Here is a 25027-nt window from a genome sequence, read left to right as displayed (position 1 = left end):
TTTATTAGGATAAAAGCTTTTAAGGGAAATTTTCTCATAAAAAAATGCACCAGCTAGGCTGGCGCATAAATTTATTTTAGAATAATAAGTGAGTTAGAATTACTATTACTGGAAGAGTAATTAGAGTTCTTTCTAGGAAAAGGATGAAGATATCTTTTAGGTCAACTGGGATTGTAGAACCTAGGATAACTGCTCCTGTTTCTGACATGTATATAAGCTGGGTTACAGATACTGCAGCTACTACGAATTGGGTAAATTCTGAAGTAATTCTGTCTGCTGCGAGTATTGATGGAACAACCATGTCCGCAAAACCAACTACCATTGTTTTACTAGCTTCAGCTGCTTCTGGCACTTGAAGTAGGTTTAGGATTGGTAAAAATGGCATACCTAACCATGTGAAGATTGGAGTTGATTCAGATAATACAAGAGCAAGTGTACCTGCTGCCATTATAACTGGAGTTACACCTAACCATAGGCTTAGGACAGTGTCACGACCATTTATTAGGAAGTTTTTAACATCTAAGTTCTTTTCTGCCTTAAGTACAGCTAGTTGAGTTGCCCATTCAACTCTTGTAAAGCCTTCTGGAACAATTTCTTCGTGTGGATTTTCAGGTTCTTTTAATCTCACATCTTTTTTACGAGATAGAGGTGGGATTCTTGGCACGATTAATGCTGCAACGATTCCTGAAATACCAACAATTAGGTAGAAAGTACCGAATCTGTCAACCATATTTACATTTGATAAAACAACCATACAGAAAGTAATTGATACTGCTGAGAAGGTTGTAGATATGATTGAAGCTTCTTTTTCGGTGTAGTTTCCTTCTTCATATTGTTTTGCTGTGAGGGCAACACCGATGGTACCATCACCTATCCATGAAGCTAAACAGTCTACTGCCGAACGTCCTGGAAGTTCAAATACTGGTCTCATAACCTTTGATAAAAAGATACCAACAAATTCTAGGATACCAAACTCTGTTAGGAATGGTAGGATAAAACCTGCTACTAAGAATATTGTCAAAAGTCCACCGATAAGGTCATATAAGATTAGTCCACCTGTATTTTCTGACCAAATCATTTCTGGACCAAGTTTAAAGGCTGTCATATAGCCAATTATAAGACCAGCAATCCTTGCAAATAGCCAGAAAGGAGTGATGTTTGATACTTCCTTTAGGATTGGTGATTTTTCAATAAAGTCTGGTTTTGAAATTGTGTATAAAATTGCAAGTAGAGTTGAAATTGTAATACAAGCCAAAGCTATTATGTGAATTGGTATAACTGAGTTAATAGCTTGGTTTAAAAATTTTGAAATTACTGAAACTGCTACAGTTGATCCGCCGTCAGCTGTTTTAAAAGGTGTCATAAGTAAGAGAACACCGATAGCTGATGGGATTACAAACTTCATAACCCTTGCCGCTGTGATTTTTTCTTTTTTTACTGTCATTTTTAACCTCTTAATTTAACTAGCGCTCAATTTTTTTGAGCATTTGTTCGATTAACTATATCAGAATTTTACCCAACGATTAATGAAGACTTTTAAAATTGTATAAGGTTGGTCCGATTCTGATCTTAAGCAAAGTTTTTAGCTTGTAAAAACAAATTAATTTTTAAGTAAAATAAAATTTATCAATACAAAACTATGTCTACCTTTTCCCAATCTTCTCCTTTGCCTAAAAAGATATGGATTTTCCCTCCTTTTCCTTATTTCGTCAAATAAAATAACGATTTCTTATATATTTTATATTATCATATCTTTGATATTTCTGCAACAATAATTGTATGGTTTCTAGCATAATATATTATAAAAAATAACAAGAAAAGTCATTTAGGGAAATTCACCCACAAAAAAACTGCCAAAGTTACCTATGGCAGTTTTCAAATTTTTATTTATCTTTTCTATATGGAGACTCATCTACTGGCCATGCTTCAGCCTTTTCTGGTCTTTGCTCTTTTTCAGGTTTTTCTAGTAGGGCCTTTCTTGAAAGGTTTATCCTTCCTTGTCTGTCGATTTCAGTTACTTGAACCTTAACCTTATCTCCAACTTTTAGCTCATCTTCTACCTTATTTACCCTGTGGTGAGCGATTTGGCTAATGTGAAGGAGACCTTCCTTGCCGATTGCAATTTCAACAAAGGCACCAAAGTTCATAAGTCTTACAACTGTACCTTCAAAAACATCTCCTGGTTTTGGATCAGTAACTATAGCCTTGATCATTTCAATAGCTTTCTTTCCGCTAGCACCGTCATTAGATGCAACTGTGATGTGGCCGTCGTCTTCTGTTTCGATTTTAACACCTGTGGCATCTATAATTTTATTGATGTTCTTTCCACCAGAACCAATAACATCTCTTACCTTTTCTGGGTCAATGTCGATTGTATAAAGTCTTGGTGCATAGTCAGATAATTCTTCTCTTGGTGCATCAATTGCAGATTCGATTACATCTAAGATTCTAAATCTAGCGTCTTTAGCATCTGCAAGAGATTGTCTTAGGACTTCTTCTGTGATACCTGATATTTTCATATCCATTTGTAGGGCTGTTATACCATCACGTGTTCCCGCTACCTTAAAGTCCATATCTCCTAGGTGGTCTTCAAGACCTTGGATGTCTGTTAGGATAGAAATTGAGTCGTCTTCCTTGATTAGACCCATAGCTATACCTGCAACTGGTTTTTTAATTGGAACACCTGCATCCATTAAAGATAGGGTTGAACCACAAATTGAAGCTTGAGAGCTTGAACCATTTGAAGATAAAACTTCAGATACAACTCTGATTGTGTAAGGGAAGTCTTTTTCATCTGGAAGTACAGGTACAAGGGCTCTTTCAGCAAGGTGGCCGTGGCCGATTTCACGTCTGCCTGGTCCTCTTAATGGTCTAACATCTCCTACACAGAATGGTGGGAAATTGTATTGGTGCATATATCTTTTTTCTACATCTTCGATATTAAGTCCGTCAATTAATTGGCTATCAGCTGGAGAACCAAGGGTTACAATTGATAATACTTGGGTTTGTCCTCTTTGGAATAGACCAGAACCGTGAACTCTTGGAAGAACGCCAGCTTCTGCAGAAAGTGGTCTTATTTCTGTCATAGCCCTACCATCAGGTCTGATTTTATCAATAGAAATCATCCTTCTGACTTCTTTTTTCATGATGTCGTCAATTCTTCTGTGGATTTCATCTTCTGTTTCTGGGAAATCAGTTAGGAATTTTTCCTTGGCTTCTTCTTCAATTCTAAAGATGTTATCTTCTCTTTCAGTCTTGTCTGTTGTCCTAATTGAAGATTTGATTTCTTCTTCAAAAGATTCTGAAATTAGCCTATCAAGCTCAGTTTCTTCGTGAGCTTCAACTTCTTTTTTAGGAAGGCCAATATCATCTATAATTGTTTGGATAAAGTCAGAAATATCACCTATTTCATCAAGGGCAAGTAGCATTGCTTCAAGCATTTCGCTTTCATCAAGCTCATTTGCTCCAGCTTCTACCATGTTAATAGCGCCCTTCTTACCTGCTACAGTAAGGTGAAGGTCTGATTTTTTCCTGTCTTCTTCGTTTGGATTTATAACAAGTTTGCCGTCAACCTTACCTACCATACAAGCTCCAACAGGACCATTGAATGGGATGTCAGAAATACCTAGGGCTATTGATGCACCTATAGTTGTTAGTGGGTCTGGAAGGTGGTCGTGATCCATTGATAGGACTGTTGCTATAACTTGCACGTCATTGTAATAATTTTCTGGGAAAAGTGGTCTAAGAGGTCTATCCATTTGTCTAGAAATAAGGGTTGCTTCGTCGCTTGCCTTGCCTTCTCTCCTTAGGAAACCTCCTGGAATCTTACCAACTGCATAAAGTTTTTCTTGGAAATCGCAAATAAGTGGGAAGAAATCTATTCCCTCTCTTGGCTTTTCACTAGCAACTGCAGTTACTAATAGGCTTGTGTCCCCACTTTGAATAAAGCAGGCACCGTTGGCTTGCTCAGCATACTTGCCGATAGTTACCTCAAAGTCATATCCGTTTTTTGAAGTGTATTTGTAATTTTTGATCATTATCTCTCCTATATATAAAATAAGGCGGGAAAATCCCCGCCAAAAAATTAACCTCTTAGTCCAAGTCTTTCGATAATTGATCTATATCTATCAATATCATTATCTCTTAGATAGTTAAGCATACCTCTTCTACGTCTGATCATCTTGTATAATCCACGTCTAGAAGAGTGGTCTTTTGTATTTGATTTTAAGTGTTCAGTTAAGTCAGCTATTCTCTTTGAAAGGATAGCGATTTGTACTTCTGGTGAACCAGAATCTTTCTCATCTAATTGGTATTCTTTGATTATTTCTTGTTTTTCTACTTTGTTCATAATTTCCTCCGTAATAATTTATTCAGCTTTTGCCATGTATTAGTCGAGGTTTCATATACCTAGCAAAGCTACCTCATTTATTATACACCCCAAATATTGTTTTGCCAAATCATTTAAGGTTATTTTCAATATATTTAAGACCATTTTCCTTATCCTTATCCATCTGGGCAATTAATTCTTCTGCCGAATTGAATTTATAGTCTGGTCTTAAAAACTCAATGTATTCTACACTTATATTTTCACCATAAATTGACTGGTTGAAATCAAAGATAAAGGTCTCGATTTTCTTATCGTCGCCTTCTTCGAAAGTTGGGTTAGAACCAATATTTGTAAGGCCGTAATAATTTTCGCCCCTTATATTTGTGATAGTCAAATAAACCCCATCTCTAGGCATGACATAAGGAAAGCTTGGCTCAAGGTTGGCTGTAGGAAAATTAAGTAGTCTTCCCCTTTGTTTCCCATGAATAACCTTGCCACGCATTTTATAAGGCCTGCCAAGGTATTTATTAGCCCTAGCAATTTCTCCGTCTCTTACCATATCCCTTATATGGCCTGAGGAAATTTTTTCATGATCATCTTCCATTTCAAAATCAACGACATCAGTTTTGTAGGCAAAAATATCTTCATATTCTCTAAGTGTATCCACATTTCCGCTTGCCTTGTAGCCAAATCGATAGTCGTCTCCAACTATAATTATCTTTGCATTTAATTTTTCAGCAATTATTGTCTTTATAAAGTCCTTTGGGGATAGCTTCATAAAGTTTTCGTCAAAATTAACCAGACAAAAAGTTTTAATTCCAAGCTGGGATAGGATTTCAACCTTATCCTCAAGGCTTGATAAGTAGCGTTTTTCATCCTTTACAGTTGTAGAAGTATTTTCCTTAAAAAGTAGGATTGATGGAGTGAGTCCGTATTTTTTAGATAAGTCAACATTTCTTTTCATTAACTTTTGGTGACCTAGGTGGACTCCGTCAAAATATCCCAAAGTCACTACCTTTTTTTCCAAATCTGGTAGGTCGCTATTCAAATCATATATTCTTATCTGATCTTTCATAAAACACTTTCTCCATTTTTAAGAAATTTTTGCCATCTTGACTAAAATTATTTCCTAGTCCGATAAAATCATCTCCGGCATAAACTCTTATAATTTTACCATAAGTTTTATCTACTTCTACTATCTGGCCATTTACTAAATTATCCAAATATTTTCTATCAAGGATAATCTTGTCAAAATCCTTAAGGGCAGTGTCAATTGGGTAGAGTTTTTTAATTAATTCTTCCTTTGGAATTTCTAAAAGGTCTTCGCTTTTTATAGCGTCTTTTATATCAAAATCCCCAACCCTCACTCTTGCTAGCTCGTTTACATAAGCAAGACTGCCGAGTTTTTCACCTAAATCGTCAACTAAGGTTCTGATATAAGTTCCCTTAGAGCAAGTGACCCTAATTGTGGCTTTTGGAAAGGCAAAGTCTAAAAGTTCAATGTCATAGATATTGACCTTTCGCTTTTTTCTCTCGATTTCAATGCCTTCACGGGCCAGATCATAGAGTTTTTTGCCATTAACTTTGAGGGCAGAATACATGGGAGGGATTTGGTATATCTCTCCCTTGAAAGTCTTCATGGCTTGTAGAAATTCTTCCCTAGTGACTTCTTTGTCAGATTTTTCGATAATCTCTCCCGCAGCGTCAAGAGTATCTGTCTTTGCCCCAAGGATTAATTCTGTTTCATAGACCTTATCCTTGGTCATCATGTAGTCGGAAACCCTGGTGGCCTTGCCAATAACAATTGGCAAAACTCCACTTGCTTCAAGGTCAAGAGTCCCAGTGTGACCGACTTTTTTCATATTAAGAGCACGCCTTACAAGGCTGACTACCCTGGCTGAAGATATGCCTTTTTCTTTATTTACGTTAAGGATTCCCTTAAGCATCTATTTCCTTTAGAACAGCAAGGGCCTTCTCGCATGCAGCCTCTAGGCTGTCATCAAAGATTGAATAACCGCTCGCCTTGATGTGGCCACCACCGCCATTTGCTCTAGCTACTGCAGATACATCTGCTGTTTTACTTCTCATAGAAACCTTGTATTCTCCGTCGTCATATTCTTTTACAATCATAGACACGTTTACTTCCCTAAGATCCCTAAGTTTATTTACAATAGACTCAGCGTCTCCCATTTGTACGCCGTATTTTGCTACTTGATCTTTACTTGCAACTGCAAAGGCCTTTTTGTCAAAAAATTCAGCCTTAGATATGATTTCGTTGTGAAACTTCATTACAGCTACTGGTTGAGATTGGTAGAGGTTTTTGTAAATATCTTCATAATCTATGCCGCTTGAAATAAGTTTTCCAGCAGCTCTAAATGTGTATTCTGACACATTTGAATACATAAACCTACCTGTGTCTGTGCATAGGCCTGTAAATAAAAGGGTGCCGATTGTCTTATCCATTGGTAGGTTGAGCCTATCAATTATTTCATAAACAAGTTCACAGGTTGCAGGAGATGTTTCATAAATCATGTTCAAGTCGCAGTTAATCTTACCCCCAACATGGTGGTCGATAACTATAGTTTTATCAGACCTTCTCGCAATTTCTGTTGCCTTGCCTATCCTATCAAATTCTGAACAATCTACGATTATAAACAAATCGTACTTTTCAAGGCTTGCTTCCTTGTAGTGGTCAAGTTCTGGCAAAAATTGTAAATAATCATCAATTGTGTCAATGGCGATTACTTCAACTTTTTTGCCATATTTTTCTAATGACCTTCTTAATCCAAGGGATGAACCAATATTGTCCCCATCTGGATTTACGTGGCTGGCTATGGCGATGGTTTCTGCCTCATCAACCATTGCTAAAAACTTATCTAAATGCTCTTTACTAATCTTCTCTAGCTTCATTTGCTTTTTTATCCTTTGCGATTGTTTCTGCTATTAATTTATCCATATAAGCCCCATGTTCTATAGAATTGTCGAATTTGAAACGAAATTCTGGCATGGACCTTAATCTCATCCTCTCACCAATTAGGATTTTTATATAACCCTTAGCTTGGTTTAAAGCTTCCATTACTTCATCCTTAGTATTATTATCTCCAAGGACTGAAATATAAACGTCAGCATAGGATAAGTCGTTGGTAACTTCTACATCTGTAACTGATACCATGGCTTCTGTGGATAATCTTGGGTCATTTAGGTCATCCATAATTATCTTGGAAATTTCCCTTTTGACCTCGGATGAAATCCTAGCTGTTCTTTTTTTATTCATTATAAACTTCTTTCTGTTTCAACCATTTCGTAGGCCTCCATTACGTCGCCTACCTTAATGTCGTTGTATCTTTCAAGTCCGATTCCGCCCTCGAAACCTGCTTGTAATTTTGAAGCGTCATCCTTAAATCTCTTCATTGATGAAATTTCACCGTCAAAAATAACTACGTTATCTCTAAGAAGTCTGATTTTTGCTTTTCTTGTTACAAGACCTGTTGTTACCATAACACCTGCGATTGTGCCTGCACCTGGAATCTTGAAGGTATCTCTAACTTCTGCCCTACCTAGGACATTTTCCTTAAATTCTGGATCAAGCATACCTACTATAGCCTTTGATACATCTTCGATTGCCTCGTAGATTACGCTGTAGGTCCTGATTTCTATATTATTATCCTTGGCTCTTTCCATAGCTCCTTGGGTAGGTCTTACATTAAAGCCGATTATAATGGCGTTTGATGCTTGGGCTAAAAGAACGTCTGATTCTGTGATACCACCAACAGCACCAGCAATTACTGATACCTTAACTTCTTCGTTAGATAATTTTGTAAGTGAAGTGCTTACAGCATCAACAGTTCCCTTAACGTCAGTCTTAACAATGATGTTAAGTTCTTTTAATTCACCTTCTTGGATGTCTGAATACATATCTTCAAGATTTGTATTAGCCTTAGCAATTAATCTTTCTTCACGTTTGAATTCTGCTGCCCTGTCTGCATATTCACGAGCAACTTTTTCATCCTTAACAGCATAAATCTTATCTCCAGCTTCTGCAACGTCTGATAGACCTAGGATTTGAGCTGGGATAGAAGGACCTGCCTTTTTGATTGGCTTACCCTTTGAGTCAAACATAGCCCTAATCCTACCTGAAGCAGAACCTGTAACTACATAATCGCCTTGGCGTAGGGTACCTTTTTGTACAAGAACAGTCGCAACCGGACCTCTTGACTTATCAAGTTGGGCTTCAATTATTAGACCAACCGCATCTCTATTTGGATTTGCCTTAAGTTCCCTAACTTCTGCAACCAAAAGTACCATTTCAAGTAGGTCTTGGATGCCATTTCCTGTGTGTGCTGACACTGGTACCATTATGGTATCTCCGCCCCACTCTTCTGGAACAAGACCATATTCCATAAGGCCTTGCATTACTCTATTTTGATCGGCTGTTTCCTTATCCATCTTGTTTATCGCTACAATTATTGGAATGCCTGCTGCCTTAGCGTGGTTAATTGCCTCAACTGTTTGTGGCATAACACCGTCATCTGCAGCTACAACAAGGATTGCAATATCAGTTGATTGAGCTCCCCTCATTCTCATTTCTGTGAAGGCTTCGTGGCCTGGTGTATCTAGGAAAGATATGGTCTTTCCATTGACATTTACAGTGTAAGCACCGATATGTTGGGTAATACCGCCAGCTTCTCCACGTGTTACAGAAGTATTTCTTATAGCATCTAGTATACTTGTCTTACCATGGTCAACGTGACCCATTACTGATACAACAGGAGGTCTTTCAATTAAGTTTTCTTCCTTATCTTCGTAGTCTAGGTCATATGATTGCTCTTCAAGGGCATCATAAGCTTCTTCTGGGAAGATTTCCTTTCCAAAGTCCATTGCTACTAGATTTGCTGTATCAAAATCTATTTGGTCATTGAGTCCTGCCATTGTGCCAAGACCTATTAGTTTTCCTATTACTGAATTTGGGCTTTCTCCAAGTTTGTCTGCAAATGCCTTAACACTTACAGTTTCTGGTATTTCTATTCTTGATTCTTTATTAGCTTTCATATTTTTCTCTTGCCTATTGCTCTTCTTTGATTTTCTCTTCTTATTCTTCTTTTTTCTATTCTTCTTAACTGGTTTTTCTTCTTCTTCGTCGTCAAAAGTTTTTAAATCAACTTTCTTCTCTCTTTTTTTCTCTTGTTTTGCTTTTGCTTTAGGCTTTTCTACTATTTCTTCTTCGCTAACTTCTTTGCTAGAATCATCATTTAATTCGCTTAAGAATTCGTTGATTAATTTGCGATTTTCACCGCTTATCATAGACATATGAGACTTAATACCTAGGTTAAATTCGTCATTAAGAATTTTGATCATTTCCTTAGATTCTAAGCCATTTTCTTTTGCTAATTCGTATACTCTTATTTTATCAGCCATCTAATCACCTCATTTTACTTCATAAGCTTCTAACTCCTCATAAATTTCGTCATCTATCTTCATTTTAAAGGCTTGGTTTAGCTTATTTGATTTCTTAAGGCCCTTGATACAAGATTCATCCTTGCATACATAGGCGCCTCTTCCGTTTAACTTTCCACTTTCATCTATTAGGATTCCCTCTTCTTTGTTTTTGACAATTCTCAAAAGGTCTCCCTTATCTTTTAACGAACCACACACAATACATTTTCTTTGTGGTATTTTGCGAGTTTTCTTCATTTTTTATTCCTTGCTGAAAGCTTGCTCCTACTTATCAACTTCTTCTGAAACTTCTTCGTCATTTTCAGAAATTTCTTCACTTACTTGATCTTTATCTTCATCTGCATCTTCTATTACAGAATTTTCTTCAATTTCACTTACTTCTTCAACTGGAAGTTCTTCTTCGTTTATTGAAAGAATTTCGTCTATATCTTCCTGGCTTAGGTTATCAAATTCTAATTTTGATTTGATGTCGATTTTCCAGCCTGTTAGTCTTGCTGCAAGCCTTGCGTTTTGACCTTCCTTACCAATGGCAAGTGATAATTGGTCATCTTCTACAACTACAAGTGATTGCTTGTTTCTTTCATTGACATAAACTTCAATTATATCTGCAGGAGATAGGGCATTTGATATAAAAGCTTCTATATCTTTAGAATAATTGATTATATCAATCTTTTCACCTTGTAATGAGTCAACTATAGAATTAACTCTAGCTCCCTTATATCCAATACAAGCTCCAACAGCATCTATGGTGTCATCATTAGAGAATACAGCCATTTTTGTCCTTGATCCTGCTTCTCTGGCAATAGAATAAATTTCTATAACTCCATCAGTTATTTCTGGCACTTCTAGTTCAAAAAGCCTGGTTACAAGATTTTCTGAAGACCTTGATAGGACAATTTGTGGGTCCTTGCCAGAATTTCTTACTTCCTTGATTAAAAATTTCATTCTTTCATTTGGAACATAGGATTCTGTTGGAACTTGTTCCTTAAGAGGAACAATGCCCTCAATCTTATCTAGGTTTACATAAACATTGTATTTATCAACTCTTTGGATAGAACCAGTTATAAGTTCATTTTCCCTGTCTAGATAATCTCCAAATAAAGATTCTCTTTGAGCATCTCTTATCTTTTGGATTACGATATTTCTAGCAGTTTGAGCTGCCACCCTGCCGAAGTTTTTTGGTACAAGTTTAATCCTTGCAGTATCGCCAACAGCTAGAGATGAGTCAACATCCTTAGCATCTTTTAGACTAATTTGATTAATTGGATCTTCAACTTGTTCTACAACATCCTTGAGGGCAAAAACCCCAATTTCTCCTGTTTCATGGTCGATTACTACATCAACATTTTCTTGGTTGTCATAATTTTTTTGGTAACTTTTTACAAGGGCCTTTTCTAGAGCGTCAAGGATTACGTCTTTTTCTACATTCTTATCCTTGCATAGCTCATCAAGGGCCAACATAAAGTCTTTGTTCATAATATCTCCTTTTAGAACACTATCTCTATTTTTATTTCCTTGATATCTGATTTTTCTATTTCAATATCTTCGCCATCTTCTTTAGCAAAAATTATGGAATTTTCTTTGATATCTTTCAACTTAGCTAGGATAAGGTCTCCGTTTTTAAGCTTAATCTTAAGAAGCTCGTTTTTATTTCTAAGCAGGTCCTTATCAGTCTTAAGTGGTCTTGATAGGTCTTGAGAGGATACTTCTAGGTAGTAGGATGTATTGATAAGGTCTAATTCATCTAGCCTTGTATCAAGAAATCCGCTAACCCTCTCACAGTCATCAATTGTAATACCTTGTTCATTATAAATATAGAAAACCAATCTGTGGCCGTCTTTGCCGCCTATAAATTCAAGGTCAACAAGCTCGTAGCCTAGATTTTCTATCTCGCCTTCTAAGGCATCTTTTAATTTTTCTATTAAATCCATCTCAATTCTCCCCTAACATTAAAAAAAAGTGGAATTTGCGCCCCACTCTTACTGACTCCATTATACTTTCTTATCATTAAATATCAATCTTTTTAAAAATTTATAGTTTTTAATTCTTCTCCTATTTTTTGTATTATATTTTAATTATAACTAATATATATGAAAATGATTGCAGTATTGAAATTTACATACAATTTACAAATAATCCTTGCCTTATTTTTAGAATTATTTTATAATAGAGATAAGATAATAAATAAAGGAGGATAAAATGACACTATTTATTATTGGACTTATAATTTTGTTAGGCGGAGGATTTTTCTATTCTAAATATGTTGAAAGTCAACTAGAACCAGACGATAGAGAAACTCCAGCAGTCAAAAAAGCCGACGGTGTCGACTTCGTTGTCATGAGCAAGACCAAAAACTGGCTTATAAACCTACTTAACATAGCAGGTACAGGACCAATCCTAGGACCTATCCAAGGTATCCTATTTGGCCCTATCGCATTTATCGCCATTCCAATTGGTTGCGTGATCGCAGGTGCAGTTCACGACTTTATGACAGGATTTATCTCTATGAGAAACGGTGGTAGCCAAGTACCAAAACTTGTTGGTAAGTATCTTGGTGGCGGCGTTAGAGTATTTTATAACGTTGTTATCGCAATATTACTTCTTCTAACAGGTGTTGTATTCGTTTATACCCCTGGAGATTTAATCGCTAAATTCGTTTTAGGAAAAGACCCAGAAGGTGCAGTTATTTGGATTATCTATGCTGTAATTTTTGCTTACTACATACTTTCTACTGTAATGCCTATTGATAAGGTAATCGGTAGAATCTACCCTATCTTTGGAGCATTCTTAATTATTTCAGCTATAGGTGTTTTAATCGGTATCTGCACAAAAGGCAGTGGACACCTTGCTTTTGAAGGCCAAGGTCTTCTAGCAGAACACCCAGGTGGACAAAAATTTATCCCAGTATTCTTTATCACAGTTGCCTGTGGTATCCTATCAGGTTTCCACGGTTCACAAGTAACACTTGTTTCAAGAACTGTTAAATCTGAAAAAGAAGCAAGGATGACTTTCTACTCAACAATGATCGCTGAAGGTTTTATCGCTATGATTTGGGCAGCAGGTGCTATGGTCCTATTCTCTTCTGGAGAAAGTGCTCTTGATACTCCTGGTACAATCATGGTTGGTAATATTTCTAAATACTTCATGGGTAATGTTGGTGGTCTACTTGCCATCATCGGTGTAATCGCCCTTCCTATCACATCAGGTGATACAGCATTCAGATCTCTAAGACTAATCATTGCTGAAGAAATGAACATCGACCAAAGAAACGCTAGCAAGAGAGCAATCCTTGCAGCAGTATTATTCATTCCTGCAGCAGGTATCCTATACTTTGCAAAAACAAATCCTGGTGGATTTAGCATTCTTTGGAGATACTTCGGATTTACAAACCAATTCGTAGCAATCTTCGCCCTTGCAGTTGCAACAGTTTACCTAATTTACAACAACAAAAACTACCTAATTACCTTAATACCAGGCGCATTCTACTGCTTCGTAGTATTCTCATTTATTATAAATGCAGACCCAATTGGACTTAGACAACCATATACAATTGCCTATCCAGTTGCAGCAGTAATCACAGTTTTATATATAGTTTGTGTATTACAACTAGGTAAGAAAAACAAGGCAAGAATTGAATCTATAATTCTAGACTAAGATTTTTAAAAAGGGTGGCTTAGGCCACTCTTTTTTAATATAATAATCCTAGGAGGACCTATGAAATTTATATTAAGTAAAAAAGCAAAAGACTATATCATAAAGAAAAATATTAGGGAAATCTTTATAAATCCAGACCTTGATAGCAAGGAAACCTGCTGCACAATAGGGACTGTGGATTTTGATGTTTCTACAAAACTTCTTGGAAATAAGGAAGCCTACAGGAAATTTTCAGATTCAGATATTGATATCTACGTCAATCCTAATTTCTTTTCCTTTGTAAAAGACCATACAGAAATAGAAATTTCTGCCTTTGGCATTGGTTCTTTTAAAAAACTATATATAGTAAATGAAATAAACACAATCGAGCGATAAAATGAGAAACTTTCATAAAAAAATCGAAGAATTTAAAAATAAATATCCACTCGACAAGGACCTAGAAGACAGGATTCCCAATCCCAAATTTTTATACATGGGCAATACTATCTTAGAAGAGGCAATTGCAGCCATCCTTGCCGGCAAAAATATCCTTTTGGTTGGAGATAAGTCCACAGGTAAAAACGTCCTTGCAGAAAATTTGGCCTATCTTTTTGCCCGCCCTATGTGGAATATATCCTTCCACGTAAGCGTTGATGCCTCAAGCCTAATTGGCGATGACACCCTAAAATCAGGATCTGTTACCTTTAGGGAAGGACCAATTTCTCTTGCCAGTCGCTACGGTGGTTTTGCTGTTCTTGATGAAATAAATATGGCAAAAAACGAAGCCATGGCCGTCCTCCACTCTGTCCTTGACTACAGGAGAAGGATTGACGTGCCTGGCTACAAACTAATTAACGTCCACCCTGCCACCCGTTTTATAGGGACTATGAACTACGGCTACGAGGGCACTCGTGACCTAAACGAAGCCCTTTTATCTAGGTTTGCCATTATCAAAATGCCTAGGATTTTAGATAATGATTTAAAATACCTTATAAAGACCCACCACCCAGACCTTAAGGAAGCTTATATAAACGACCTTGAAAACTTTTTTCACGACCTAAAAGACAAGGCATCAGCTCACGAGATTTCCGACTCTGCCCCAGATTTAAGGGGGATTTTTGACGGACTCGACCTAATCAAGGAAGGCCTAGAATTTAAGGAAGCAATGAGACTTTGTCTTGTAAATAAGATTTTCGATGACTATGAGGCCGACCTCGTTGAAGACTTACTAAAGGCACGTTTTCCAGAAAATATTTACCAAAAAGACATGACAAATGACTAGGGATCAAGACCAAATTAATGAAAATAGAATATATAACCTCCAATGGGCAGGGGCATCTAATTACGACTTTGAAAATTTTATCATAGGAGAAAATATTGACGGCAATCCCGATTTTTACCTCAATTTGATAATTGGCCTATCTATAAAATATCTGGGTCAAGAAGAAATTCAAAATCTTTTTGATGCCTGGGCCTATAACCCAAGACGTGATAGGTACGACCTCGCCTTAATCTATATCCTAGAAGACTTTGCCTACAATAAAGAAATCGAGCAAAGACCAGTTTTAGAGTCTTTAAGAAGGACCTATGCCCAAAAGTTCCTAGACGACAAGTACGATCTCCAAAGACGTAACCTTGCCCTTAGGCAAAATCAAATTTACAGGCTAGAGTTAATTAGAATGAAGGAAATCCTAGGAGAAAAGCAAGGGAAAATTCCCGAAAGAGATTTGAAACTATATAATAATCTAAAACTTCCAGACGATACTGACAAGAATAATTTAGAAAAAAGAGTCATAGATCTCTTTAAATTCTACCTAGGATATAGAGAAAATAATATCTTGAAAAATTTACCATCCTTAAATCTTTCTCTCTTTGAAAGTGCAGGCATGGTTAGCCTTGAAAGGTCAAATATGCCGGCAAGCTTTGCTGGAAAAGCTCAAAAATCAAGAGGACTTGGGTCTTTTATCCTGGATTTTAAAATAAAAAAAAGAAGAGAAAGCCTAGCTTACATAGAAAAAACCTTTGGCAAAGGCCTTTTTGATGAAAAAATTAGGCTTGGAATTGAAAGAGACTTGTGCACTGGTGGCCACAAAAAATCCAGACTTTTTTATACTAGGGGGATTTCAGAAAATGATAGGGACCTTAACCAAGACCTTAATAAAAAGGCTATCCAAAGGCATCTCTTAAAATTTAAGGAAAATAAATCCGCCTACACAAGAGCCATATCGGTCTTATCAAAGGAAATAAAACTTAAATTGAATCTCACATCATCTTTTGATGAAGACATTTCTCAAAGAGGAAAACTCGTCTCCCACCTTGCCTACAAGGCCGAAATTACCGACAGAGCAAGGATTTTCAAGAAGAAAAACTTGGTGACCGACCCATCAATGAAGGTAGACCTTTTAGTTGACGGATCAGCTTCCCTCCTTGATAAGGAATCAGAAGTCGCTATCGAAGCCTATATCCTAGCCAAATCTCTTGAAAACAACTCTATATTAGTTAGGGTGATTTCCTTTCAGACAGTAGGAGATTTTACAATCCTAACCATCCTCAAAGACTACGAGGAAAAGGCCGAAATCAAGAAAATTTTTCGCTTTAAGGCTATGGGCTGGAACAGGGACGGGCTTGTATTTAGTGCCTATAGGGCGATTTTGGATAAAAATATCAAAGACACCCTATCCATAATTCTCACAGATGCCAACCCCCAAGACCTAAAGCCCCTAATTACTGACGGTTTTAAACTTAATAGGCCTTACCAAGATCAAGTTGGTCTTGAAGACGCCAAGAAAAACCTCAATATCCTCAGGAAAAAAGGCCTGAAAATTGCTGCTATCATAAGTGGCGACCATGTTGAAAATGCCAAAGAAATCTACAGATCAAACTTCATAAAAATCGACAAGGCAAGCGCTATAGCTAATGCCTGCGGGAAATTTATCAAAAAACAAATATCGTCCATAGAAAGATAAGCTAGAAAAGTAAAAAATCAAGCATTTTATAAAGAATAATTTTATTTTTGCTTGGTCTAATGATTTTCTAGCTTTTTAAATTTTATTTTTCCTTCAAAACCTGTCCATAACTATTGTCGGCAATTTTCAATCGTGATATAATAATGATATAGATTATCAATTTCAAAGGAGCTTTTATGATCAAAATTGAAAACTTATATAAAAGTTACGGTCAAGGCCAAGCAAAGATTGAAGTCTTGAAAAATATTGACCTTGACATAGAAAAAGGCAAAATCATCTGCATTTTAGGACCTTCTGGATCTGGCAAGTCCACCCTACTTAATATTATCGGAGGCATTGAATCTATCGATTCTGGCGAGGTCCATGTTTTAGGAGAAGACCTTGCTAAGATGGGCAAAAAAGCCTTGGAAAACTATAGGCGAGAAAAATTGGGTTTTGTATTTCAGTTTTATAATCTAATTAGTGACCTTAATGTTTTTGAAAATATAGAAGTCGGAAAGTTTCTGGCAAAAAATCCCCTAGATATAAATAAACTTGTGGAAGATTTGGGAATAAAAGACCAGGTTAATAAATTTCCTAATGAAATATCTGGCGGTCAGGCTCAGAGAACCTCAATCGCTAGGGCCCTTATAAAAAGACCAGAAATCCTTATTTGTGACGAACCAACAGGTGCTCTTGATTACGAAAGTGCCAAGGAAGTCCTTGACTTGCTTGAAAAAATGAACCAGGACTATGGTTCAACAATCCTTATAGCCAGCCACAACATACAAATAAGCAAGATGTGTGACTATATCCTAAACCTACACGATGGCAAGGTAAAATCATACATAAAAAACGAAAGAAAAATTTTAGCAAAGGAAGTAACTTGGTAATGAAAAACCCAATTTATAAGAGAGCTTACAGGCAAGTTTACTTTCATCCTTCCAGGGTCTTGCCGATTTTCCTCGCTCTTTGTTTCATAATTATTTTTTCTTCATCATTTTTTATAGCCCAAGATTCTACAAAAAAACTCTACTACGACCTAATTGACCAGGGCAAGGTTGAAGATGGAAATTTTACCTGCCTAGATAAATTAGATGAGAATGTAAAGAAAGACTTAGAAGATAAGAAGATAAGCCTGTACGAGAATTTTTATGTAAAAGCAAAGGCTGGCGACAATAAAACCCTAAGAGTATTTGAAAATAGGGACGAAATCAATCTTCCATCAATCCTAGAAGGAAGACTTGCTAAGACCAAGGGCGAAATCGCTCTTTCTGCAAACTACGCTAGGGCCAATAGCCTAAAAACTGGAGATTTGCTTAGCCTAGAAGGAAAAGATTATAAGATTGTAGGTCTCATCGCCCTTCCAGACTACTCTACCCTCCTAAAAAACAATAGTGACCTTGTCATGGATCCAGGATTTTTTGGGGTGGGACTTGTGGCAAAAGGTAAGTTAAAAGATATTTCAGACCAAATCACCTACCAATATTCCTATAAAGATAAGGAAGATTTGTCAAAGTCTAAGGCAAGAGAAAAGCAAAAGGACTTATTAAAAATCACAAACCAGAAAAATATGGTCACTGATTCAATCTTAAAGTATGACAACCAATGCATGAGGTATTTTATAGAAGATATGGGTGGTGACGTGCCAATGATGACAGCCCTTATGGTAGTCTTAGTCCTTGCTATCGCCTTTATCAGTGCCATCCAAGTCAAAAGCCTGATTGAAGAAGAAGCACCAATTATCGGCACCCTTCTCGCTTCAGGTTACAAAAAAAGTGAACTAAGAAAATCCTATATGGTCATGCCTATCTTTATCACTTTGCTTGCCTGTCTTATCGGCAATATTATTTCCTACACCTATGCCTACAAGACCTACACAAGTCTTTACTACAAGTCCTACGACCTACCAAAATTCGTAGTTTCCTTTAATCTAAGGTCCTTCATCCTCACAAGCCTAATACCTCTTGTGATATATTTAATAATAAACTTCCTTGTTATAAATAAGGCTCTTAATTACAAAACCATTGATTTTTTAAGAAATACCTTAAAAACTCCAAAATCAAGGAAGAGGATAAACTTATCTAATTTTAAATTTTTAAATAAATTCAGACTTAGGGTTATCTTTGCCAACAGGGCAAATATAATCAGCTTAATTTTTGGAATAGGTCTTGCCAATATTCTTTTGATTTATTCCCTAGGAGTAAAGCCAATTTTTACAGACTATGCACAAAAAGTTAAAGATTCGATGAAATATGACCACACCTATATAGTAAAATCTCCAGACCCTAAAATCAAGGCTGATAAAATTACTATGATGAATTTTGACTTAGTAGATTTCAATAACAAAAAAATCCAGTGCCTAGGAGTAGATGCCGATTCAAAATATAAGGATTTAAACATTGAAGATTTGTATAATAATGATGTTATAGTTTCAAATGGTCTTGCCAAGGTTTATAAATTAAAAGCAGGCGATGAGATTAATGCCCTAGAAAATTTCAATTATAGCGAGGTTAAGCTAAAGATAAAATCAATAGATAAAAATAACAACCAGTTTCAAATCCTCGGCAAAAGGGAAAATATAAATAAAATTCTGGATCAAGATAAGGAATATTTCAATGCCTACGGATCTAACCACAAAGAAGATATTGACAAAAATCTCCTAGTAAACGAAATTGACAAGGAAGAGATGAATAAGTTTATGGCTCATTTCCTAGATTCCTTTGGTGGGGTCTTCGATAGTCTATTGCTAGTAACCCTCGCCTTTTACCTCATCATTTCCTATTTGGTAACCAGCCTAATCATAGATAAGTCAAAGACAAATATTTCCTACCTAAAAGTATTTGGAATAAGGGATGGGGAAAGTACAGCGATTTATACTAGTCCTATCTTGCTAATCCTATTAGCCTTTGAAATCATAATGATTCCTGCCTTGGACTTTCTAATTAAGTTAATGACAAGATTTGCCATCACAAAATTAGATGCCTATGTAGAAATTAGTATTCCACTTACAAGTTTTCTTGGGGCCATTGGCTTAAGTTTAGGGATTTTTATCATAGTCCAAATATTGGAAAAGAGAAAAATTTCAAAAATAGATATGGTCAAGGAATTAAAAATTATAAATGGATAAAAAAAGCTGTTGGAAGAAGCAAAAACTTCTCTCCAACAGTTTTTTTCTTAGAACAAGCCATCAAATAGGCTCATTTGATTTTCTTCTTGGATTCCTTCTATGATTCCCAAATCTTTTAGGCTCTTTAAGGCGTTTTTATTGACCGAAGTCCTTGATGTGAGGTCTTCAATCGAGATGAAATCTCCCTTGGCTCTTTCCTCAACAATATCTTTTGCCATAGCTTCGCTGACATCATCAACTGCAGCGAGAGGTGGGAGAATTTCCCCATCCTTGATCAAAAACTTGGTCGCATCAGATTCGTATATATCAGCCTTCCTGATTTTTATTTCTCTGGCGTGCATCTCTTCTGCAACTTCAAAGACAGTTCTCAAATCCTGATCTCTCTTGCTTATGTTAAACATTTCCTTGTAGGCGTTTAAGGCCATCTGGACAGATTCAAGACCAGATAGAATTGTAGAATATGTGAAGTCCCCAAGTTTACTTGAGAAATATGAGGCGTAGAAGGCTTCAGGATAGTAAACCTTGTAGTAGGCAATCCTGTAGGACATCAAACAATAGGCAACAGCGTGGGCCTTTGGGAAAAGATAAGCAATCTTAAGGCAAGAATCTATATACCAATCCTTAACCCCATTTTCCCTCATGTATTCAATCTCTTCTTCGCTTAAGCCCTTGCCCTTACGAACTTTTTCCATGATCATAAAGGACTTTTTCTTATCAAGGCCTTCCTGGATAAGGGCGTTCATAATATCATCCCTAGTTGAAATAATCTCATTAAAGCCAGCTGTATTTGACTTAATTATATCCTGAGCGTTGTTTAGCCAAACGTTGGTTCCGTGAGAAAGTCCAGAAATCCTAGCCATTTCGGAAAATTTCTTAGGATAGGTATCCTTAAGCATACCACGGACGAAGTTTGTTCCAAATTCTGGGATGCCGAGGGTACCTATATCATTATTTGAAAAATCGTGCTTGATTTTTAGCGGTTCTGTAGATGAGAAAATCTTCATTACATCCTGGTCATCCATCTTTATCTTTAGAGGATCTGTCCCTGTCAAGTCTTGGAGATTTCTGATTACAGAAGGCACATCGTGGCCCAAAAGGTCAAGCTTAAGTAGGGTTTCTTCCATAACCCTGTATGGGAAATGGGTGGTCCTATTGCCACTTGCTGGGTCATCTGCCGGATATTGGATTGGGCAAATATCAAAAACCTCTATATCGTTAGGCACAACTATAAGTCCGCCTGGGTGCTGGCCTGTTGACCTTTTTACTTCACTAAGACCTCTTTGTAGCTTTCTAATTTGAGCGTTTGTGAGGTCTAGGTTGTTTTCTTCCATATATTTTTTGATATAACCAAAGGCTGTGTTATCCTTGATTGTACCAATGGTTCCTGCCCTAAATACCTTGCCTTCTCCGAAGAGTTCCTCGGTGTATTTATGAATAGTAGGTTGGTATTCACCAGCAAAGTTTAAATCTATATCAGGTTCCTTGTCACCTTCAAATCCCAAAAATACTTCAAATGGAATATTATGACCATCCTTATGCATTGGTGTCCCGCATTCTGGACAATCTTTGTCTGGATAATCTATACCTGAACCTAACAAATCCTCTTCAAAAAATTCCGAATGTTTACAAGATGGGCAAACATAGTGAGGTGAAAGTGGGTTTACTTCTGTAATATCAGCCATGGTTGCCGCAAAGGAAGAACCTACAGAACCCCTAGAACCTACTAAATAACCATCTTCGTTAGATTTTTTTACAAGTTTTTGGGCAATGATATATAAAACTGCATAGCCATTTGAAATAATAGAATGAAGCTCCCTATCAAGCCTGTCTTGAACAATTTTTGGAAGAGGATCACCGTAAATTTCGTGGGCCTTTTTGAAACAAGTTTCCCTGAGCATTTCCTCTGAGCCTTCGATTTTTGGTGGGAAGGTCCCATGAGGAATAGGCCTTATATCTTCAAGAGTCGCCACAATTTTCTTTGGATTTCTAATTACAAGCTCGTAGGCCTTTGAATCGCCAAGATAAGCAAAATCTTTTAGCATCTCATCTGTGGTCCTCAAATAGTAAAGCGGTCTATTTTCCTTGTAGAAAAAGAAAGAACCTTTTTTAAGAACGTTTCTAAGCTTGTAATCGCCAGGTTCAAGGTATCTAACACCACCTGTCGCTGCAACTAATTTATTATTAGCTTCCCCAAAATCAATTATCTTTTGATTTATCCCCTTTACTTGGGCAAGGGAGTCGATTTTTCCGGACTCAACCTTGTCTAAAAACATAGAAACTGGCTCTACTTGATAAAAGTCAAAGGTATCGAGAACTCTTTTTATATCCCTGTCATTTCTTTCATTTAGGAGATATTCAAAGAGCATTCCTTCCGCACCACCAGCTCCGAGAACAAGGCCTTCTCTATATTTTTCAAGGACTGATAGAGGCGTTCTTGCTTCGCCATTTGCTATGTGATTCATCCTAGATTCTGAAACTAGCTTGTAAAGATTTTTAAGTCCTGTCTTATCCTTGGCGAAAGCTAGGGCTGAAAAAGTCTGGTGTTTAGCCTTTGGATAAACTGTCTTAAGACTATTAATTTTTGAAATATCAAGGCCTTCTTCTTCCATAATCATCTTATACATCTTGATAAAAATTTGGGCAGTAGCCCTTGCGTCATCGGATGCCCTGTGGTGGTTAAAGGCTGGTATATCAAGCTTTCTTGCGATTTTATCTAGGGAAAATTTTCCCATATCGTCAAAAAGTGCACGAGCCATTGGAAGGGTATCTAGATAAATTGGATCAAATTTCAAACCCAATCTCTTAGCATTTTCTCTGATAAAACCAACGTCGAAGTCAGTATTTTGGCCAACTAAAAGACTATCGCCACAAAAATCTAGAAATCCTGGCAAAACCTCGTCGATTTTTGGCTTATCAGCAAGCATGGCGTCTGTGATTCCTGTTATCTCAACGATTTTTTCAGGCAAAATTCTTTCCGGGTTTATTAATTGGTTATAAGTTTCAGTTATTTCTCCATTTTCCACCCTAACAGCACCAATTTCTGTGATGGCATCCCTGTATTTTAAAAGCCCTGTAGTTTCTATATCGAAGACCACAAAAGACCCATCTTCAAGATTTTTAAAATTTGGTAAATCTTTGTCAGACAGATTAGTCAATATCCTCAAATCATCTTCCACAAGGAGGAGCTCCACACCGTTTAGGACTCTAATTCCGTTTTTCTTGTAGGAATCATAAACGTAAGGCAAAACTTGTAGGTTTTCTGTATCGGTGATACCAATTGTATCCCAGCCCCATTCCTTAAGGACTTTTAGCAAAACTCCATCGTCCACAAAACCATCTAGGTTGGTGTATTTAGAGTGAAGTTCTAGCTCAAACCTCTTATCTGCCGCCAAGTCTACTTTCTTTGAAATCAAGGCATTTGTTATAGAATTAACTGTAAAGACATCTTCCTTAGCATAGTCATCAAAGTTTAAAACTCCCTCAACTTGGACATCCATACCATCCTTAAGATCTTCAAGTTTAAAATTATTTTTCTTATTGGCAAAAAGTTTGCAGGAAATTGCATCAGTCTTATCTTCCAAATCAAAAGTATAAATAAAATAACCAGATTTTGTTTCAAGGCAGCTTAGGCCATAAATAGTCCCAATTAGAGAATTTGTCATGCCCTTTTTATCGTAAATATCTTCAATTTGTATAGGGTCAGACTTGATTTTTCTGCCAAAATTTAGGCCGTCAGTATTTTTCTTGGCCTCTTCCTTTTCCTTTTGCTTGTTTTGATAATTTAGAGCCTGGGCAATTTGCCTTTGTAGTTGGGCTTCCTTGGCCCTTTTTAAATCGTCAAAAGATGAAGATTTATCTATTTGTGGATTTTCTTCTATTTGAGAAGATTCCTCATAATTTATACTTTCATCATCCCCGGAATCTTCGTCTTCGTCTTCTAATTCTCTTTCTTCAAGGTCTTGGTCAAGTTCTTCTTCATCGCAATCTCTATTTTCAAAGCTATTTTCTATGGAGACTGGGCTTTCTTCCTTAAGTTCCGCTTCTTCTTTTAAAAGCTCATCTTGATTTACACTGTCTTCTTCAAAAGGATTTTCGTTTAAATTTTCATCAATATCTATGATTTCATCTTCATCTTGCCCAAAATTTCCCTTAGCTGAATGATAAGCTGAATTTTCTATTGGCCTAGGCTCTGGAATATTCTCATCCCTAAAAACTATATCATTTAAATCATCAGGCACATCTTCGTATTCGACTTCGCCCTCATATTCTGGGATATAATCGTCAAAGTCTTTTACAATAATTTTTTCATAAGAAATCTTAAGGTCAACAAAATCAAAATATTCCCTCAAATCCTCTTCGAGAGCAGAATCCAAAGGATTTTCTGATTTTATTTTAATCTCAAGGAGGTTTTCCTTTTGGTAATAAATTGCACTTATTATGGTATATAAATTTTCTTTAACTTTTATTAATTTAGCCAGGTCAATTTGCATTTTTCTCTTCTTTTAAAACTTCAATTAGGGTATCAACAATCTCTTCTTCTTTTACCTTCTTAACAGTCTTGCCATTTTTAAACAAAAATCCCATACCATTGGCTGCAGAAATCCCATAATCAGCTTCCTTTGATTCGCCAGGACCGTTTACAGGACAACCCATGATGGCAACCTTGGCATTGACATCAAGGCCTTTTGACTTTTCCTCAACCTCTCCAACTATCCTTGGAAGATCAACTGTTGTCCTAGAACAAGTCGGACAAGAAACTATATCAAGACCATCTCGTCTAAGGCCAAGAGCCTTAAGTATTGCCTTTCCAGCCCTCACTTCCTCAACAATATCACCTGTTATAGAAACCCTCAAAGTATCGCCAATCCCGTCCTTAAGAAGGGAGCCGATTCCTATTGAGGACTTGACAAGAGCTTGGTAAAGTGGGCCTGCTTCTGTCACTCCCAAATGCAAAGGATAATCTACCTTAGATGACAAAAGCCTATAGGCATCAATCATGGTATTTACATCAGAAGACTTTACAGAAATTTTTATGTCGTAAAAGTCCATATCTTCTAGGATTTTTACCTCTTCAATAGCGGATGCCACAAGAGAATCCTTATTAACTCCACCAAATCGATCAACTATATCTCTTGAAACAGATCCAGAATTAACCCCAATCCTTATTGGAATTTGCCTTTTTTTGCATTCTTCAACAAGGAGGGCTACCTTATCCTTACCTCCAATATTACCCGGATTATATCTCAAACAGTCACAGCCATTTTCCACAGCTGCGAGGGCTAATCTATAGTCAAATTGGATGTCAGCCACAAAAGGAATATTTGTAAGGCTTTTTATCTTAGGAATGGCTTTTGCATCCTCGATTGTATTTACTGCCGACCTTGAAATATCACAGCCTTCAGCCTCTAAAGCTTTAATTTGTTTAACAACAGCTTCCACATCTGAAGTCTTCGCAGTTGTCATTGATTGGATAGAAATAGGAGAGCCGCCACCAACAGCAACATCTCCTACAAAAATTTTTCGTGTTTCTTTACGCAT

Annotated in this window: 19 protein-coding genes; 6 read left to right on the top strand and 13 right to left on the bottom strand. The window is 36.7% G+C overall.

What is annotated here, in order from left to right:
* Positions 1-76 precede the first annotated feature (76 nt).
* From AC1EJ5_RS05950 to AC1EJ5_RS05900, 11 genes are all read right to left on the bottom strand, one after another.
* A complete protein-coding gene (locus AC1EJ5_RS05950) occupies positions 77-1444 on the bottom strand; it encodes a YjiH family protein (protein ID WP_311480796.1) in 1368 nt (455 codons plus the stop codon).
* 439 nt (positions 1445-1883) lie between these two features.
* Positions 1884-4037, bottom strand: a complete 2154-nt coding sequence (locus AC1EJ5_RS05945; protein WP_311480797.1) for a polyribonucleotide nucleotidyltransferase — start codon at positions 4035-4037, stop codon at positions 1884-1886.
* Positions 4038-4084: 47 nt separating this feature from the next.
* Positions 4085-4351 carry a 30S ribosomal protein S15 gene (gene rpsO, locus AC1EJ5_RS05940; RefSeq protein ID WP_308748808.1) on the bottom strand — a complete coding sequence of 89 codons (267 nt, stop codon included), beginning with the start codon at positions 4349-4351 and terminating at the stop codon, positions 4085-4087.
* 106 nt (positions 4352-4457) lie between these two features.
* The gene (locus tag AC1EJ5_RS05935; RefSeq protein WP_311487079.1) at positions 4458-5402 is read right to left on the bottom strand and encodes a bifunctional riboflavin kinase/FAD synthetase; all 945 of its coding nucleotides are present in this window, start codon (positions 5400-5402) and stop codon (positions 4458-4460) included.
* Positions 5377-6273, bottom strand: coding sequence for a tRNA pseudouridine(55) synthase TruB (gene truB / locus AC1EJ5_RS05930; RefSeq protein WP_479815151.1), 897 nt, complete (start codon positions 6271-6273; stop codon positions 5377-5379). Before truB ends, AC1EJ5_RS05935 begins: the two co-directional genes overlap by 26 nt.
* Positions 6266-7237 carry a DHH family phosphoesterase gene (locus AC1EJ5_RS05925; protein ID WP_311487077.1) on the bottom strand — a complete coding sequence of 324 codons (972 nt, stop codon included), beginning with the start codon at positions 7235-7237 and terminating at the stop codon, positions 6266-6268. Before AC1EJ5_RS05925 ends, truB begins: the two co-directional genes overlap by 8 nt.
* Complete coding sequence (gene rbfA, locus AC1EJ5_RS05920; RefSeq protein ID WP_311480801.1) at positions 7218-7601, bottom strand: 30S ribosome-binding factor RbfA; 384 nt, start codon at positions 7599-7601, stop codon at positions 7218-7220. Before rbfA ends, AC1EJ5_RS05925 begins: the two co-directional genes overlap by 20 nt.
* Complete coding sequence (gene infB / locus AC1EJ5_RS05915) at positions 7601-9742, bottom strand: translation initiation factor IF-2 (protein ID WP_311480802.1); 2142 nt, start codon at positions 9740-9742, stop codon at positions 7601-7603. Before infB ends, rbfA begins: the two co-directional genes overlap by 1 nt.
* Before the next feature lie 9 nt (positions 9743-9751).
* Complete coding sequence (rnpM, locus tag AC1EJ5_RS05910; RefSeq protein ID WP_223417603.1) at positions 9752-10018, bottom strand: RNase P modulator RnpM; 267 nt, start codon at positions 10016-10018, stop codon at positions 9752-9754.
* A gap of 27 nt (positions 10019-10045) precedes the next feature.
* Positions 10046-11257: a transcription termination factor NusA gene (nusA, locus tag AC1EJ5_RS05905; RefSeq protein WP_223417604.1), complete on the bottom strand. Its 1212-nt coding sequence runs from the start codon at positions 11255-11257 to the stop codon at positions 10046-10048.
* 11 nt (positions 11258-11268) lie between these two features.
* The gene (locus AC1EJ5_RS05900) at positions 11269-11712 is read right to left on the bottom strand and encodes a ribosome maturation factor RimP (protein ID WP_223417605.1); all 444 of its coding nucleotides are present in this window, start codon (positions 11710-11712) and stop codon (positions 11269-11271) included.
* Positions 11713-11980: 268 nt separating this feature from the next.
* Here AC1EJ5_RS05900 and AC1EJ5_RS05895 point away from each other — a divergent pair, with 268 nt between their 5' ends.
* The 6 genes from AC1EJ5_RS05895 (at position 11981) to AC1EJ5_RS05870 (ending at position 19489) form a co-directional block, all read left to right on the top strand.
* Positions 11981-13435 (top strand): carbon starvation CstA family protein, encoded by a 1455-nt coding sequence (locus tag AC1EJ5_RS05895; RefSeq protein WP_308748790.1) that lies wholly within the window; start codon positions 11981-11983, stop codon positions 13433-13435.
* A 60-nt stretch (positions 13436-13495) separates the two neighbouring features.
* Entirely contained in the window at positions 13496-13810 is a 315-nt protein-coding gene (locus AC1EJ5_RS05890) for a hypothetical protein (RefSeq protein WP_308748789.1), read from the top strand.
* Between the two features lies 1 nt (position 13811).
* Complete coding sequence (locus tag AC1EJ5_RS05885; protein ID WP_308748788.1) at positions 13812-14696, top strand: MoxR family ATPase; 885 nt, start codon at positions 13812-13814, stop codon at positions 14694-14696.
* Entirely contained in the window at positions 14689-16380 is a 1692-nt protein-coding gene (locus tag AC1EJ5_RS05880) for a vWA domain-containing protein (RefSeq protein ID WP_479815147.1), read from the top strand. The genes AC1EJ5_RS05885 and AC1EJ5_RS05880 overlap by 8 nt, the downstream gene beginning before the upstream one ends.
* 176 nt (positions 16381-16556) lie before the next feature.
* Positions 16557-17252 carry an ABC transporter ATP-binding protein gene (locus tag AC1EJ5_RS05875; RefSeq protein WP_308748786.1) on the top strand — a complete coding sequence of 232 codons (696 nt, stop codon included), beginning with the start codon at positions 16557-16559 and terminating at the stop codon, positions 17250-17252.
* A complete protein-coding gene (locus tag AC1EJ5_RS05870) occupies positions 17252-19489 on the top strand; it encodes an ABC transporter permease (protein ID WP_479815145.1) in 2238 nt (745 codons plus the stop codon). Before AC1EJ5_RS05875 ends, AC1EJ5_RS05870 begins: the two co-directional genes overlap by 1 nt.
* 47 nt (positions 19490-19536) lie before the next feature.
* Here the strand turns inward: AC1EJ5_RS05870 and AC1EJ5_RS05865 are convergent, their stop codons facing one another.
* Together AC1EJ5_RS05865 and ispG are read right to left on the bottom strand one after the other, a co-directional pair.
* Complete coding sequence (locus tag AC1EJ5_RS05865; RefSeq protein WP_479815143.1) at positions 19537-23979, bottom strand: PolC-type DNA polymerase III; 4443 nt, start codon at positions 23977-23979, stop codon at positions 19537-19539.
* Positions 23969-25027, bottom strand: coding sequence for a flavodoxin-dependent (E)-4-hydroxy-3-methylbut-2-enyl-diphosphate synthase (gene ispG, locus AC1EJ5_RS05860; RefSeq protein WP_479815141.1), 1059 nt, complete (start codon positions 25025-25027; stop codon positions 23969-23971). Before ispG ends, AC1EJ5_RS05865 begins: the two co-directional genes overlap by 11 nt.

It is taken from the genome of Anaerococcus sp. C0059F3 (genome assembly GCF_056590475.1).
Note: the sequence above shows the minus strand (reverse complement) of the source record. Positions and strands in the feature narration are given on the sequence as shown.

Coding starts and splice junctions, on each gene's coding strand:
- AC1EJ5_RS05950 (WP_311480796.1), bottom strand. CDS start 1,444: ATGACAGTAAAAAAAGAAAAAATCACAGCGGCAAGGGTTATGAAGTTT.
- AC1EJ5_RS05945 (WP_311480797.1), bottom strand. CDS start 4,037: ATGATCAAAAATTACAAATACACTTCAAAAAACGGATATGACTTTGAG.
- AC1EJ5_RS05935 (WP_311487079.1), bottom strand. CDS start 5,402: ATGAAAGATCAGATAAGAATATATGATTTGAATAGCGACCTACCAGAT.
- truB (WP_479815151.1), bottom strand. CDS start 6,273: ATGCTTAAGGGAATCCTTAACGTAAATAAAGAAAAAGGCATATCTTCA.
- AC1EJ5_RS05925 (WP_311487077.1), bottom strand. CDS start 7,237: ATGAAGCTAGAGAAGATTAGTAAAGAGCATTTAGATAAGTTTTTAGCA.
- rbfA (WP_311480801.1), bottom strand. CDS start 7,601: ATGAATAAAAAAAGAACAGCTAGGATTTCATCCGAGGTCAAAAGGGAA.
- infB (WP_311480802.1), bottom strand. CDS start 9,742: ATGGCTGATAAAATAAGAGTATACGAATTAGCAAAAGAAAATGGCTTA.
- rnpM (WP_223417603.1), bottom strand. CDS start 10,018: ATGAAGAAAACTCGCAAAATACCACAAAGAAAATGTATTGTGTGTGGT.
- nusA (WP_223417604.1), bottom strand. CDS start 11,257: ATGAACAAAGACTTTATGTTGGCCCTTGATGAGCTATGCAAGGATAAG.
- AC1EJ5_RS05900 (WP_223417605.1), bottom strand. CDS start 11,712: ATGGATTTAATAGAAAAATTAAAAGATGCCTTAGAAGGCGAGATAGAA.
- AC1EJ5_RS05895 (WP_308748790.1), top strand. CDS start 11,981: ATGACACTATTTATTATTGGACTTATAATTTTGTTAGGCGGAGGATTT.
- AC1EJ5_RS05890 (WP_308748789.1), top strand. CDS start 13,496: ATGAAATTTATATTAAGTAAAAAAGCAAAAGACTATATCATAAAGAAA.
- AC1EJ5_RS05885 (WP_308748788.1), top strand. CDS start 13,812: ATGAGAAACTTTCATAAAAAAATCGAAGAATTTAAAAATAAATATCCA.
- AC1EJ5_RS05880 (WP_479815147.1), top strand. CDS start 14,689: ATGACTAGGGATCAAGACCAAATTAATGAAAATAGAATATATAACCTC.
- AC1EJ5_RS05875 (WP_308748786.1), top strand. CDS start 16,557: ATGATCAAAATTGAAAACTTATATAAAAGTTACGGTCAAGGCCAAGCA.
- AC1EJ5_RS05870 (WP_479815145.1), top strand. CDS start 17,252: ATGAAAAACCCAATTTATAAGAGAGCTTACAGGCAAGTTTACTTTCAT.
- AC1EJ5_RS05865 (WP_479815143.1), bottom strand. CDS start 23,979: ATGCAAATTGACCTGGCTAAATTAATAAAAGTTAAAGAAAATTTATAT.
- ispG (WP_479815141.1), bottom strand. CDS start 25,027: ATGCGTAAAGAAACACGAAAAATTTTTGTAGGAGATGTTGCTGTTGGT.